The following is a 14,333-nucleotide window of genomic DNA, read 5'->3' as shown; positions in this document are numbered from 1 at the left end:
ATGTCATTAATCAGTATTCACGGCGCTTACCTCTCTTTCAGCGATGCGCCGCTGCTCGACAATACCGAGCTGCATATCGAAGAGAACGAACGCGTCTGTCTGGTCGGCCGTAACGGCGCAGGCAAATCTACCCTGATGAAGATCATTAACGGGGAGCAGCCGCTGGATGACGGTCGCATCATCTTCGAACAGGACCTGGTGGTGGCGCGTCTGCAACAGGACCCGCCGCGCAATATTACCGGCTCGGTATATGACTTTGTGGCGGAAGGGGTAGAAGAACAGGCTGAGCACCTCAAGGCCTACCATGCGATTTCGCATGCGGTGATGCTTGACCCCAGCGAGAAAAACCTCAATGAGATGGGGCGCCTGCAGACCATTCTGGATCACCACAATCTGTGGCAGCTGGAGAGCCGCATCAACGACGTACTGCAGCAGATCGGCCTGCAGCCCGATACCGAGCTGTCGTCGCTGTCGGGCGGCTGGCTGCGTAAAGCGGCGCTGGGCCGCGCGCTGGTGAGCAACCCGCGCGTGCTGCTGCTGGACGAACCGACTAACCACCTCGATATCGAAACCATTGACTGGCTGGAGACCTTCCTGAAGACCTTCAGCGGCAGTATCGTCTTTATTTCGCACGATCGTTCGTTTATCCGCAATATGGCGACGCGTATCGTCGACCTCGATCGCGGCAAGCTGGTCTCCTGGCCGGGCAATTACGATCTCTACCTGGAAGGGAAAGAGGAGGCGCTGCGCGTCGAAGAGATGCAGAACGCCGAATTCGACCGCAAGCTGGCGCAGGAAGAGGTGTGGATCCGGCAGGGCATCAAGGCGCGCCGCACCCGTAACGAGGGACGCGTTCGGGCGCTGAAAGCGCTGCGCCGCGAACGCTCTGAGCGCCGCGAAGTGATGGGCAAAGCCAATATGCAGGTGGGCGAAGCCTCACGCTCAGGCAAGATTGTCTTCGAGCTGGAGCACGTCAACTATGGCGTGGGCGGCAAGACGCTGGTGCACGACTTCTCCGCGCAGGTGCAGCGCGGCGACAAAATCGCCCTGATTGGCCCGAATGGCTGCGGCAAAACCACGCTGCTGCGCCTGATGCTGCAGCAGCTGAAAGCCGACAGCGGCCGGGTACACAGCGGCACCAAGCTGGAAGTGGCCTACTTCGATCAGCATCGCGCCGAGCTTGATCCGGACCGGACAGTGATGGATAACCTGGCCGAAGGCAAGCAGGAGGTCATGGTCAACGGCAAGCCACGCCATGTGCTCGGCTATCTGCAGGACTTCTTGTTTCATCCGAAACGCGCCATGACGCCGGTACGCGCGCTCTCCGGCGGCGAGCGCAACCGTCTGCTGCTGGCACGTCTCTTCCTGCGCCCCAGCAACCTGATGATCCTCGATGAACCGACCAACGATCTTGACGTTGAAACGCTTGAGCTGCTGGAAGAGCTGATTGACGGCTATCAGGGTACCGTACTGCTGGTGAGCCACGATCGTCAGTTCGTTGATAACACCGTCACCGAATGCTGGATTTTTGAAGGCAACGGCGAAATCGGCAGCTTCGTGGGCGGCTATCACGACGCACAGCAGCAGCGCGCGGCCTATAAGCAGCAGAAAAGCGCTCAGGCAAGCAAGCCTGCCGCTGCGGCGAAACCGGCGGAGAAAACTGACGCCGCGAAACGCGGCGGCGGCAAACTCAGCTATAACCTGACGCGCGAGCTGGAACAGCTGCCGCAGAAGCTGGAATCGCTTGAAGCGCGCATCGGCGAACTGCAGGCAAAAATGAGCCATCCAGATTTCTTCAGCCAGCCGCATGACCAGACCCAGCCGGTGCTGGATGCGCTGGCGCAGACGGAGCAGGAGCTGGAAGCCGCCTTCGCACGCTGGGAAGAGCTGGAAGCGCTGAAAAACGGCGCGTAACCATAAGGGAATCGGGATGTGTTCTGCCGCTGAAAGTCAGGCGTGGATGCTTTGTCCACAGTGCGATTTAATGGTGAAACTGCCGGACGTGCCGCAGGGTAGCCGCGCCTCCTGCCCGCGCTGCCATACGGTGCTGACCACTAACTGGCCTGAGCCGCGCAAACGCCCAACCGGCTATGCGCTGGCGGCGCTGTTTATGCTGCTGCTGGCGAACCTGTTTCCCTTTATCACCATGAAGGTCGCGGGACTCAGCAGCCAGATATCGCTGCTGCAGATCCCGAAGGTCATGGTGTCAGAGGATTACAGCAGCCTCGCCACGCTCTTTCTGGCGTTTGTCCAGGCGATCCCTGGGCTCTGCATGGTGACCATTATTCTGCTGGTTAACCGCATAAAAATGCCGGTGAGCCTGCGGCTGGGGCTGGCGCGCATCCTGTTTCAGCTGCGCAGCTGGGGCATGGCGGAGATCTTTATGGCCGGCGTACTGGTCAGCTTCGTGAAGCTGATGGCTTACGGCGATATCGGTCTGGAAACCAGCTTCTGGCCCTGGTGCCTGTTCTGCCTGCTGCAGCTGCGCGCGTTTCAGTGTGTGGATCGCCGCTGGCTGTGGAACCAGATCGCGCCGATGCCGCCGCTGCCGCACCTGCCTGAAAAGGGTGTTAGCGGGATACAGCAGGGGATGCGCTCCTGTCCCTGCTGCACCGCGATCCTGGCGGCGGATCGGCCCGACTGTCCGCGCTGCGGCGTCATTGCCGCGCCGCGCCGCAAGCACAGCCTGCAGTGGACGCTGGCGCTGCTCTTTACCTCGCTGATGATCTATATCCCCGCGAACCTGTTACCGATTATGGTGACCGAAACCCTGGGCACGCCATATCCGTCTAACATTATGGCGGGCGTGATCCTGCTCTGGAGCGATGGCTCTTATCCGGTGGCGCTGGTTATTTTTATCGCCAGCATTATGGTGCCGTCGTTGAAAATGCTGGCGATTGGCTGGCTCTGCTGGAACGCCAGCGGGCGCGGGCAGCGCGACAGCGAAAAGATGCACCTGATTTATGAGGTGGTCGAATTTGTCGGCCGCTGGTCAATGATAGACGTGTTTGTTATTGCTGTGCTCTCTGCGCTGGTGCGCATGGGGCAACTGATGAATGTTTATCCCGCGACGGGCGCGCTGCTGTTTGCGCTGGTAGTGATCCTGACCATGATCGCCGCTATGACGTTTGACCCGCGCCTGACCTGGGATCGCGTACAGGAACACACTACAAAGGAGCCGCGCCTTGACGGAAAGTAACCACGGCCATGCCAAAGTTGACCAGATTAAACGCTGGTCGCCGGTCTGGATTGTCCCCATCGTGACGCTGTTGATCGGCGGATGGATTTTGTTTTATCACTTCAGCCATCTCGGCCCTGAAGTGACCCTGATTACGGAAAATGCGGAAGGTATCGAAGCCGGTAAAACCACGATCAAAAGCCGCAGCGTTGATGTCGGCGTCGTGGAAAAAGCGGAGCTGACCGACGATCTGCATCACGTTGAGATCACCGCGCGCCTCAACTCCGGTATGGAAAAGCTGCTGCATGGCGACAGCTATTTTTGGGTGGTGAAACCGCAGATCGGCCGCGAAGGCGTGACCGGACTTAACACGCTGCTCTCTGGCGCCTATATCGAGATGCAGCCAGGCACCAAAGAAGAGGCAAAAGATCGCTATCAGCTGCTTGATGCGCCGCCGCTGGCGCCGCCTGACGCGAAGGGCATCCGCATTACGCTCGACAGTAAAAAAGCGGGGCAACTAACCGCCGGGGACCCGGTATTGTTCCGCGGCTATCGCGTCGGGACGGTGGAAACCAGCACTTTCGATACCGATAAGCGCATGATGACCTATCAGCTCTTTATCGCAGCGCCTTACGATCGGCTGGTGACCACCAATGTCCGCTTCTGGAAGGACAGCGGTATCGCGGTGGATATGTCGGCATCGGGCATGCGGGTCGAAATGGGATCGCTGACTACCTTATTTAGCGGCGGCGTCAGCTTTGACGTGCCGGACGGCTGGGATTTAGGCCAGGTTGCAACCAACCACGCGGACTATCACCTGTTTGACGATCAGCGCAGCATCCAGGATTCGCTCTACACTAACCATGTGGATTTCCTGATGTTCTTTACCGATTCGATTCGCGGACTGCAGGTCGGCGCGCCGGTTGAGTTCCGCGGTATCCGTCTGGGGACGGTCGCGCAGGTGCCCTTTATGACCGAAGGCGTTAATCAGGCGCTGAATAACGATTACCGCGTGCCGGTGCTGATCCGCATTGAGCCTGACCGCTTTACCGCCAGACTGGGTCAGGACTTTAATCTGGAGCAACATCTGCAGGATGGTAAAAAACGCGGCCTGCGCGCCTCGTTGAAAACCGGCAACCTGCTCTCCGGCTCGCTCTATATCGATCTCGACTTCTACGATAACGTGCCGCCTTATAAAGGCCCGAATAAAATCGCAGGCTACGAGATCATTCCTACTACCAGCGGCGGCCTGAGTCAGATCCAGCAGAAACTGGTAGCGGCGCTCGACAAGATTAACGCCTTGCCGCTCAACAACGTAGTGACCGAGGCGACCGGTACGCTGAAAGAAAGCCAGCGCACGCTGCGTGAAATGCAGGGCACGCTGAAAAACCTTAATCAGATCACCGCCAGCCCGGCGATGAAAACGCTGCCGGAAGATATGCAGCAAACGCTGCGTGAACTGAACCGCAGTATGAAAGGGCTGCAGCCAGGTTCCCCGGCTTACAACAAGCTGGTGGGTGATATGCAGCGACTCGATCAGGTACTGCGCGAGCTGCAACCGGTATTGAAAACGCTCAATACCAAGAGCAACGCGCTGGTCTTCGAGGCCAAACCGGGTCAGGATCCACAGCCAAAGAGGGCGAAACAGTGAGAAAAGGAGCCGTTTTGTGCGCCGCGCTGCTGTTAAGCGCGTGCAGCAGCACTATCGATAACACCTACTACCAGCTGCCGTCGCAACCGGCGGCTATGCAGGTGCGCAGCGGCGGCGAAGCGCAGCCGCCGGCGTTGTGGGTGCAGCAGGTCGCGGTGCCCGATTATCTGGCGGGCAACGGGCTGGTTTATCAGACCAGCGACGTAAAATACGTTATCGCCGCCAATAATCTGTGGGCCAGCCCGCTCGATCAGCAGCTCCAGCAAACGCTGGTCGCCAATCTGAGCAAGGCCCTGCCGGGTCGACTGGTTTCCGCCGCGCCGCTGGGCGAGAAGCATGACACGCTGACCGTCACGGTGACCGGTTTTCAGGGACGTTATGACGGGCGCGCCGTGGTAAGCGGCGAATGGGTGCTGCAGCATAATGGTCATGTGGTGAAGCAGGGCTTCGATGTGGCGCTGCCGCAAAACGAAGATGGCTATGAAGCGCTGGTACGTACGCTTGCTGTTGGCTGGCAGCAAACCGCGCAGCAGATCGCCAATGCAGCGATAACCGCTGAATAAAATTAAGTAAAGATTTTGCCACGCCCCCGATTGTTGTCAGCGAAATGCTGCGGCAAGAAGGGGCTTTTTTTATTGGCTCTTCAAGGCGATAAGCGAAACCGTCAGCGGCAACAATGGCAATTTAACGTCAAACTGATGACACTGGCGTGAAATTTGCGCATTGACCTTTCCGGGCGGGACGGGTAGAACTTAACTGTGGCTGAGCATTATTTCGCCACTCTTTTTCTTTCCACCAGATTCCACAGACCTGATATGAGGGATACGGAGTATGAAGAGACAGAAACGAGACCGCCTTGAACGCGCTCACTCACGTGGCTACCAGGCCGGTATTACAGGACGCTCGAAAGAGATGTGTCCGTATCAGATGATTGAGGCTAAGTCTCACTGGTTGGGAGGTTGGCGACAAGCCATGGAGGACAGGGCGGTTACGGTGTAATCGTTCGTCACGAAAGGGAAGAAACCTCCGCGCTGGCGGAGGTTTTCATTTGCGCTATCAGAAAGCGTTGGTGTCTTTAAACAGACCGACTTTCAGATCGCTGGCAGAATAAATCAGATTACCATCAACGAAGACTTCGCCATCGGCGACGCCCATCACCAGTTTGCGGTTAATGACACGCTTGAAGTGAATGCGGTAGGTAACTTTTTTTGCCGTCGGCAGTACCTGGCCCGTGAATTTCACTTCGCCAACGCCCAGCGCGCGGCCTTTGCCTTCGCCGCCAAGCCAGCCCAGATAGAAACCGACCAGCTGCCACATCGCGTCCAGACCGAGACAGCCTGGCATCACCGGGTCGCCAATAAAGTGACAGGCGAAAAACCACAGGTCCGGATTGATATCCAGCTCGGCTTCAACGAAACCTTTATCGTATTTACCGCCATCTTCGGTCATCTTGACCACGCGGTCCATCATCAACATGTTGCCTGACGGAAGCGGCGGACCGTTCTCGCCAAACAGTTCACCGCGACCTGACGCAATCAGGTCCTCTTTGCTATAGGATTCGCGTTTATCAACCATGTTTTCAATAAGCCTTGTTTTAGTGAAGCACGAAGTTTAGCGAACAGCTGTACGCCGGGCAATTTAATCAGTTCTGGTTAAACCAGTTTAGCCAGCGAAGAGGCCAGGGTCGATGGCTCGCTTCCTGCTGATTAAGTTGAGTAATACGATCCTGGATCCTGCGCAGCAGCGTGTCGCCGTTCTCATCTTCGCTGCGCCAGATAACGCCGGTCAGCAGCGGCAACGCTTCATCAGCACGATCAATCGCCCAGATATGGAAACGACCCTGTTCAACGGCGTCGACCACCTCCTGGCTCAGGCACAGATGGCGCACGTTGCACGCCGGAATAATTACGCCCTGCTGACCGGTGAGCTCACGTTCGTTGCAAATCGTAAAGAAGCCTTCAATCTTTTCATTCAGGCCGCCTACCGGCTGGACGTTACCGAACTGATCGACAGAGCCTGTTACCGCAATCTGCTGATTAATCGGTTGATTCGCCAGCGCGCTGATCAGGGCGCACAGTTCGGCCAGAGAGGCGCTGTCTCCGTCAACTTCCGAGTAGGACTGCTCAAACACCAGCGAAGCGGAGAAGGGCAGCTGTTGATCCAGCTCCAGCTCGGCGATCAGATACGCCTGCATGATCATCATGCCTTTGGCGTGGATGTTGCCGCCCAGCTCAGCTTTGCGCTCGACATCGGTAAATTCGCCGTCGCCTGGATGAACCACGCAGGTAATGCGTGAAGGTTCACCCCAGGGACGCGGATGACCCGGAAACTCTACGACGGAAAGACCGTTGATTTGACCGACCATTTCGCCTTCGGTTTCAATCAGGATCTGTTTTAGCAGGATTTCATCACGCATGCGTTCGGCGAGGAAAGCTTCGCGCCAGCTGCGCGTCTCAAGAGCGCTGACTAGCGCCGCTTCGCTCAGCTCGTTCTCCTGCATAAAGGCTTCGCGCATCTGACGCAGCATCCAGCGCGGACAGAGCGGCAGCACTTCCTGATCGCCAGTGTAACGCACCGCCTCGCGGATCAGCGGCGGCCAGAAATCAGTTTGCGGCGCAGGAAGCCCCGCCTGCAGCGCAACATCCTGCGCCCAGCGGCACCAGGCAAGCATGTCGTCTTCATCGACGACCTGCAGATTCTCTTCGAATTCAGTATAGGTCGCCAGCTCGTGCAGTTCCGGATCGCTTTCCTGAAAGGCGGCCAGCGCATCGCGATCGCCGCACAGCACCAGCTTCAGGCTTAGCGGAAGCGGGGGAATAGAAACCGGCAGGGGATGACGCTCATCCGCCGACTGCCACTCCAGACGCCCCAGCTGAATGGCGCGCTTCAGCCGCAGCCAGAGCAACGGCTGCGCCTGCAGAGTACGCAGCGACAGCACCAGCGTACCGCCGTTAGCGCGATGGATCAGGCCCGGTTCAAGCTGAAGACGATCGCGGCGCAGACGCACGCAGCCAAAAAGCTGCTCGTTCTCAATCCACTCTGCAAAGTGCACCTGACCGGTACCGGTAAAAGGATGCGAGGCATCGCCGGGCGGCTGCAGGGTCACGTTATCCGCGATGATATGATAATGTCCGCCGAACAGCTCAGCGGGTTCGTCGGCGATACGCTCTATCTGGCGCGCAATCAGTTCCAGGTAATCCGCATTCTCCTGACTGCACACCAGCAGAAGGGGAAAGCCTTCGGTCTGTTGATCGAGATACGCCAGCGCATTCAGCAAACGCGGCTGTACCGCCGCCAGGCTATCGGTCTCTTCTTCGGTAATACGGGAGAAAACGGACGCGTATCCGGTAATATTCGGCTGCAGGTCTTGCCAGGAAAGTTGAGAGCTGGTCAAAATAATCGCATTTGGTTAATTAAAGAAAAGCGGGATTATACAGGAAACCCCTTTGTTAAGCACTGCATGGTTCGGATTAACCCTGAGACAAACAACGCCTTTTTCCTTACTGCATCCAGGAAAAAAACTGTTATTCTTAGTTTGTTACGCGGTCACGATGAGATTCCGATGAAATACCAACAACTCGAAAATCTTGAAAGTGGATGGAAATGGAAATACCTGGTGAAAAAACACCGGGAAGGTGAACTGATCACGCGTCACCTTGAACTCAGCGCTGCGCAGGCGGCCGTTGAGGAGCTGCTCTCAATGGAAAATCGTCCGGTCGATGTGGCTGAATGGATCGCGCAACATATTCACCCGGACCTGGATAATCGTCTTAAACAGACGATTCGTGCGCGTCGCAAACGACACTTTAATGCGGAACATCAGCATACGCGTAAAAAGTCGATCGATCTGGAGTACCTGGTGTGGCAACGTCTGGCGGGGCTGGCACAGCGTCGCGGCTGTACGCTGTCGGAAACCATCGTTCAGCTGATTGAGGATGCGGAACGTAAAGAGAAATACGCCACGCAGATGTCGAGCCTGAAACAGGACCTGCAGGCCATTCTCGGTAAATCAGAAACGGGCAGCGAATAACGCGGCGCGTAAAACGTTAATCAGCAGACATAAAAAAACCCCGCTTTGCGGGGTTTTTCTTACGGAGTAACTTAAGCCTGCGGCTGAGTTACAACGTCTTTGATACCTTTCACGTCGATTTCTACGCGACGGTCCGGACCCAGGCAGTCGATCAGAGCCTTACGGCCTTTCACGCTGTCACAGGTGTTGCCGGTAACTGGGTTAGATTCGCCCATGCCACGTGCAGAGATCTTGTTAGACGGGATACCTTTAGATACCAGGTAGTCAACCACAGACTGAGCGCGTTTCTCAGACAGTTTCTGGTTGTACTGGTCAGAGCCGATGCGGTCAGTGAAGCCCAGAACGACAACAGAACCGTCTTTCGGATCCATTGAGCTCAGCTGGCTGTACAGCTGATCCAGAGCCTGCTGGCCTTCCGGCTTCAGGGTAGCTTTGTTAAAGGTGAACAGCACGTCAGACTTCAGGGTGAAACGCTTGGTTTCAACAACTGGAGCCGGAGCCGGTGCCGGAGCTGCAACCGGTGCAACTTCATCCTGACCGAAGCGGTATGAAACGCCTACGCTCAGCATGCCGTTGTCAGGACGTGCGCCAACAGTCTGCGCATCACCGATGTTGTTAACCCACTGGTAGTCCAGACGAGTTGCCCAGTTCTGAGTCAGAGCGTATTCAACACCCACTGCTGCCAGCGGAGAAACACCGGTGTCGTGGTCGCTGATGCGGCCGTTAACAGCGTTGTTCTGAGTTGCGTCAGCGCGCCATACCATACCACCCAGACGGGTGTAGACATCCAGATCGTCAGTGATCGGATAGCTCAGTTTAGCAGCCAGCTGAATGCCCTGTGCTTTGAATGCGCCGTTGTTTACGGTGCCTTTGTTCGGCATACGGCCAAGCCAGTCGTAACCCAGCTCGAAGCCCAGGTACGGGTTAGCCTGGTAACCCAGGAATGCACCAGCGCCAAGCTGAGATTCGTGAGTCGGGCCATTGTTGTTGCCATAACCGTTACCGTAGTAACCAGTATCATGATACTGAGACCAGCCCAGTTTAGCACCGGTATACCAGGTGTCATCTTTCGGAGCGGCCTGCGCTACGGTAGCGAAGCCAGCCAGTGCCACTGCAATTGCGATAGCTGTCTTTTTCATTTTGCGCCTCGTTATCATCCAAATAGGCAATGAGCAAAAAGGGATGCTCTTGGTTGTAATCCTTCGCCGGGTTAATACGCTCGCTTATGACTCTACCGATAAAAAACGGAGATTATTGAGCACCCTGGCGAGGTAAAGTCTACAACGAGATTGGAAAGTTACAAGTATGATGTGAGGGGATGCTGCAAAAAAACAGGGCTTTATACACATATTCTAACATTTGACCCGGCCTTAATGTCGGCCGGTTTTCGAGCAAAATGCAGCTAAGCCATTGTCAAAGCTGGAAGGAAAAGAATCAGTGGCTTAGCTGAAACAAAAATGGCAAAAGGCGCGAGAAAAATCCTAATTTTACTCAATGAAACAAATCCGACTGAATTTTTAGTCCTTTATTTGGTCGCAGGGGGGCTGTTGAGCTCCCGTTTGGGCGCATAATCAATCCCAGCGCTTTTCCTTCCGCTGCCGCCTGCTCTAATTCGCGTCGCTCTTCCTCATCAAGATCGTAAGGGATCCACGCGAGCACAACGCTGTAATTCCCTGTACGCAAAGCTTTAATCATCGCTTCTACGGAAGTGCACCGCTCTGAGTCCGCAACGTGCATGCTTTTTTCCAGTGGCAGACCCGACTGCTGCAGCCAGGCGCGATTAAGCTTATGCGCGGGCGTCAGCCACAGCTGCCAGCGAGACTCCTGGCTGAGCTGTTGCAGTAACGGCAGCAGCAACATTTGCATCATGCCGGGCTGTTCGCTGTAGCGCAGTTCCGTGATCCAGCCGCTGTGCTGCGACGGCTTAGAAGAGGAGACATGTCGATGGGCAAAGCCTGCATTATTAAAGTGTTGGGTGCGCATAAGTTAACCACTCAGCATTTGACTGTATGGATATACAGTAATGACTTCCTGGATAAAGATCAACCTCAAATTTGGAAAACGGCTCGCAAAAACAGGAGAAGGTGAGGCGGGAACGCAATAATTAATTGAACCCTTAACGGATTTTTTCTATATCTCTAACGGCCTGATTGGCATGACTTTTTAGCCGTATTTTTGCACAAGGAGAGCGTGCTATGAAAAAACAGCACCCTATCGTAGAACGGTCACGTAACCGTCTGGCCGCGTTAGGCCACATCGAATCTCGTACTCAGTTTGGCGGCTATGCGCTGGCGGTAGAAAAAGTGGTTTTCGCGCTGGTAAATGATGACGCGCTCTATCTGCGCGCCAGCGAAGCATTACGGGAATATGCAGCGCGGGAACCTATGCAGCCGCTGATATTTCGCAAGCGAGGAACCGCTGTCAGCCTCAACTACTACCGCGTCGACGACGTGCTGTGGAGCGATCCTCATCAGTTGCTGACGCTGTCCGCCGCCTCACTGCGTACCGCTCAGGAAGAATCTCTGGCCAGACAGGTGCCGCTGCGCCTGAAGGATTTGCCGAACCTGAGCCTGCGCATAGAGCTTCTGCTGCATGAGGCCGGCGTCAAAACCGTACGGCACCTGATCGACCTGGGTTCGAAACAGTGCTGGCTCAGGCTGCGGGCGATAAACCGGCATATCGGATTTAAAACCTTGCTGGCCCTTGAGGGCGCAATAAAAGGACGGCATGAAGCCGCCCTGCCGCAGGCAGTCAGGGCGGAACTCAATGAATGGTATCAGCAGGCGCTAAAGGGAGATCACTCTTAAGAGGACGCCAGCGTGCGGCGCAGGCGGGCGATCTCCGGCAGCAAGGCCACCAGCAATCCTAACTGCTGCAACACCAGCGGCGCGCGCGTCTCCTGATTGGCCGCCATATCGCTGATACGCTGCGTCAGGGCGCTCTGCATACTTTCCGCCTCGGCATCGCTCACTACATCGGTTTGCAGCACATCTTCCACATAGCAAACCGTGTCGTCGAGAAGCGTCAGCAGCGCACCGTCGGTAAGCTTATCGCGGTGCGCGCCCAGCGCGGAGATATAGCTCAGGAAAGAGTGGTTAAGGCAGAGCAGCTGGAAAGCGGACTCTTTATGTTTCTGGTGCGTACGCGACTCGCCGCTCATATTTGAGACCACGGAGGCCAGCTCCGCATCGGCGTTATGGGCATCGCGTCGCGCAATACGATAGGCCAGGCGATTGTCTTTGCCCTGGTGATACTGCTCCATAATCGCATCCAGATAGCGGCAGTTAGCGTTCAGGGTCCGCTCCGCCACCGCGGGCAGCTGCCGGAAGCGCCAGTCGGGCCAGATAAAGGCCACCGCCAGCCAGGCGAGCGCGCACCCCAGCAGCGTATCGACAATGCGCGGCAGCGCGACCTCAAAGCCTTCTCCCAGCAAATTGAAGCAGAGCAGCACCAGCAGGGTGATAAACAGCGTCGCCTGCGCATACTGCACCTGACGAAAAGCGAAAAACAGAACGCCGCTGACGACAATCAGCACCAGCTGACCTTCGGTTGAGGGCACCAGCCAGAGCACCGGCAGACCGATAGCAATACCCGCCAGGGTACCGCCGATACGCAATGCCAGCCTGCGCCGCGTGGCGTTATAGTTGGGCTGACAAACAAACAGACTGGTGAGCAGGATCCAGTAGCCGCGGTGAAGCCCGGTGAGCTGGATAAAACCGTAACCGATACAGAGCACGACGGTCATGCGCACCGCATGACGGAACAGCGCGGAGGCGGGCGTCATATGGCGGCTCAGCCGCAGGCGAATATCGCTCCAGCCGCTCAGCCCCTCACGCGACAGGCGGTTATCGCGCGGCAGAGTCTCGCTGGTCAGAGACTGTTCTGACTCTATCGACCCCAGCTGCGCGTCAATTGCGCGCAGATTGCGCAACAGCCAGAACAGCGGGCGCAGATGCGGCGCGTCAGGCTCGTTTTGCTGCAGACGCTCCAGCGCGGTCTGCAACCGATCGAACGCCCGCTCGAAGTGAGGATCGTGCTCCCAGCGCTCGCGCATTAAAATACACTGCGACAGCTGGCGACACGCCTGCGCCTGCATATTCAACAGCCGCTGAAAGCGGAACAGAATTTCGTTATAGCGCCAGTCATCGCGCAGCAGATGGTATTGCAGATGGGAGGAGCTGGCGCGCTCGTGAATATCTTGCGCCACGAAATAGTAATGCAGGCTGCGACGGGTGCTGCGCGATCCGCGATCGCCGCGCAGACGGCTTTGCAGCGTGGTTTTGGTCAAATTAAGCTGCGCCACCAGCTGGCTGTTAACCATCGCGGTGCGGATCAGCGTCGCGTCATCCTGCGCGTCGCCGTCGGGATCGAACAGGTTCGCTTTGGCCTCAAGGTATTGCGCCAGCTGCGCATAGCTGCCCGCCAGCTGCTCCTGCACCGGCCGCACCGGAAACATCAGGTGGCCGAGCAGCGTCAGCATGTTGTACCAGAGCGCGCCGACCAGCAGCAGTATCGGCTGCATATACCACTGCGAAAAAAGCCCGATGCCCAGCATGGTGTAGACCGCAATCAGCAGCGCGCCAAAGGCGATAGTGGCGTAACGCTGGCCGAGCGCGCCGAGCAGGATAAAGCCCCAGGTGGAGAGCGCCAGCCCGGCCATAAACGCCAGCGGATGCGGAAACAGCAGCTCTACCGAGACCGATGCGATACAAAAGCAGAGCAGGGTGATCAGCAGATTCCGCAGGCGGCCGCTAAGGCGATCGTCCAGATCGGCCAGCGCGGCAGCCACCACGCCGAGCGTCAGTGGAATAGTCCAGTCTATCTGATGCAGCCACCAGGGCACTGCCGCACAGCCGGCCAGCGCCAGAAAAATGCGCAGGAGGTAACGCCAGCTGCTGTTAAACAGGTAGTTGCGCCAGCCCGGCAAGGCTTTGGACATCATGTTGCGGCCTCAGTAGCGACGACGGGCGCTGGCTTCGCGCGCGGCGCGGGCTTCTTCCACCGATACCACGCGGCGGCCGACCGGCCAGAGTGCAATGGCGGCGATCTTGAAATTAGCAAGCCCCACCGGAATGCCGATGATGCTGATGCACTGGACGATGCCGGTAGAGATATGCGTCAGACAGAGCCACCAGCCGAAAAAGATCAGCCAGAAAATATTGAGAAAGGTGCCGCCGGTATTGAGCAGCGCGCTTTTACTCTCCGGGCGCAGCACGTCCACATGCACCGCCTCGTTGCCGTAAGGCACCAAGGAGAGTTTGGTGATTTCCCAGCAGGAGCGCGTCAGCGGAAGGGTAAAGATCAGGACGATACTCACCAGCGTGGCGAACAGCCAGCAAAGGGTGGTGATAAACCCGCCGAGAATAAAATTAAGAATGTTCAACACTGTGCGCATGGCGTTCTTTTCCTTTTGCTTTCCGCAAGATGTGTCGCCAAGTTTAGCCTGTTTTAAGGCTGGAGCGCCAAGAGTCTGA

The 14,333-nt window shown here is 56.9% G+C and carries 13 protein-coding genes; 7 read left to right on the top strand and 6 right to left on the bottom strand.

The features are described from left to right. From MHZ89_RS03210 to rmf, 5 genes are all read left to right on the top strand, one after another. Positions 1-1,914 carry an ABC transporter ATP-binding protein gene (locus MHZ89_RS03210; RefSeq protein ID WP_311781825.1) on the top strand — a complete coding sequence of 638 codons (1,914 nt, stop codon included), beginning with the start codon at positions 1-3 and terminating at the stop codon, positions 1,912-1,914. Positions 1,915-1,930: 16 nt separating this feature from the next. Beyond that, positions 1,931-3,199, top strand: coding sequence for a membrane integrity-associated transporter subunit PqiA (gene pqiA, locus MHZ89_RS03205; protein ID WP_311781824.1), 1,269 nt, complete (start codon positions 1,931-1,933; stop codon positions 3,197-3,199). Continuing rightward, positions 3,186-4,829: an intermembrane transport protein PqiB gene (pqiB, locus tag MHZ89_RS03200; protein WP_311781823.1), complete on the top strand. Its 1,644-nt coding sequence runs from the start codon at positions 3,186-3,188 to the stop codon at positions 4,827-4,829. Before pqiA ends, pqiB begins: the two co-directional genes overlap by 14 nt. After that, entirely contained in the window at positions 4,826-5,392 is a 567-nt protein-coding gene (pqiC, locus tag MHZ89_RS03195; RefSeq protein WP_311781822.1) for a membrane integrity-associated transporter subunit PqiC, read from the top strand. Before pqiB ends, pqiC begins: the two co-directional genes overlap by 4 nt. 268 nt (positions 5,393-5,660) lie before the next feature. Next, complete coding sequence (gene rmf, locus MHZ89_RS03190) at positions 5,661-5,828, top strand: ribosome modulation factor (protein ID WP_120451870.1); 168 nt, start codon at positions 5,661-5,663, stop codon at positions 5,826-5,828. Positions 5,829-5,885: 57 nt separating this feature from the next. Here rmf and fabA read toward each other — a convergent pair whose 3' ends face one another. Next, on the bottom strand, positions 5,886-6,404 hold the full coding sequence (fabA, locus tag MHZ89_RS03185) for a bifunctional 3-hydroxydecanoyl-ACP dehydratase/trans-2-decenoyl-ACP isomerase (protein ID WP_126688655.1): 519 nt from the start codon (positions 6,402-6,404) through the stop codon (positions 5,886-5,888). Between the two features lie 67 nt (positions 6,405-6,471). Next, entirely contained in the window at positions 6,472-8,229 is a 1,758-nt protein-coding gene (locus MHZ89_RS03180; protein WP_311782249.1) for a Lon protease family protein, read from the bottom strand. Positions 8,230-8,391: 162 nt separating this feature from the next. Here MHZ89_RS03180 and matP point away from each other — a divergent pair, with 162 nt between their 5' ends. Then, positions 8,392-8,859 (top strand): macrodomain Ter protein MatP, encoded by a 468-nt coding sequence (matP, locus tag MHZ89_RS03175; protein ID WP_148104572.1) that lies wholly within the window; start codon positions 8,392-8,394, stop codon positions 8,857-8,859. Positions 8,860-8,930: 71 nt separating this feature from the next. On the opposite strand, the gene ompA is transcribed toward matP, so the two are convergent. Continuing rightward, complete coding sequence (gene ompA, locus MHZ89_RS03170) at positions 8,931-9,998, bottom strand: porin OmpA (protein ID WP_311781821.1); 1,068 nt, start codon at positions 9,996-9,998, stop codon at positions 8,931-8,933. A 352-nt stretch (positions 9,999-10,350) separates the two neighbouring features. Then, positions 10,351-10,842: an SOS-induced cell division inhibitor SulA gene (sulA, locus tag MHZ89_RS03165; protein WP_311781820.1), complete on the bottom strand. Its 492-nt coding sequence runs from the start codon at positions 10,840-10,842 to the stop codon at positions 10,351-10,353. A 212-nt stretch (positions 10,843-11,054) separates the two neighbouring features. On the opposite strand from sulA, the gene MHZ89_RS03160 reads away from it, so the two are divergent. Beyond that, the gene (locus tag MHZ89_RS03160; protein ID WP_311781819.1) at positions 11,055-11,666 is read left to right on the top strand and encodes a TfoX/Sxy family DNA transformation protein; all 612 of its coding nucleotides are present in this window, start codon (positions 11,055-11,057) and stop codon (positions 11,664-11,666) included. Here MHZ89_RS03160 and yccS read toward each other — a convergent pair. Further along, positions 11,663-13,801, bottom strand: coding sequence for a YccS family putative transporter (gene yccS, locus MHZ89_RS03155; RefSeq protein WP_311781818.1), 2,139 nt, complete (start codon positions 13,799-13,801; stop codon positions 11,663-11,665). The genes MHZ89_RS03160 and yccS overlap by 4 nt on opposite strands. Positions 13,802-13,810: 9 nt before the next feature. After that, positions 13,811-14,254 carry a YccF domain-containing protein gene (locus tag MHZ89_RS03150; protein WP_126688659.1) on the bottom strand — a complete coding sequence of 148 codons (444 nt, stop codon included), beginning with the start codon at positions 14,252-14,254 and terminating at the stop codon, positions 13,811-13,813. Positions 14,255-14,333: the final 79 nt, after the last annotated feature.

This window comes from Pantoea sp. ACRSB, assembly GCF_022346905.1.
In the GTDB taxonomy this organism is placed as follows: Bacteria; Pseudomonadota; Gammaproteobacteria; order Enterobacterales; family Enterobacteriaceae; genus Pantoea; species Pantoea piersonii.
The sequence above is the reverse complement of the archived record's forward strand: the minus strand, read 5'-3'. Positions and strand labels throughout refer to the sequence as shown.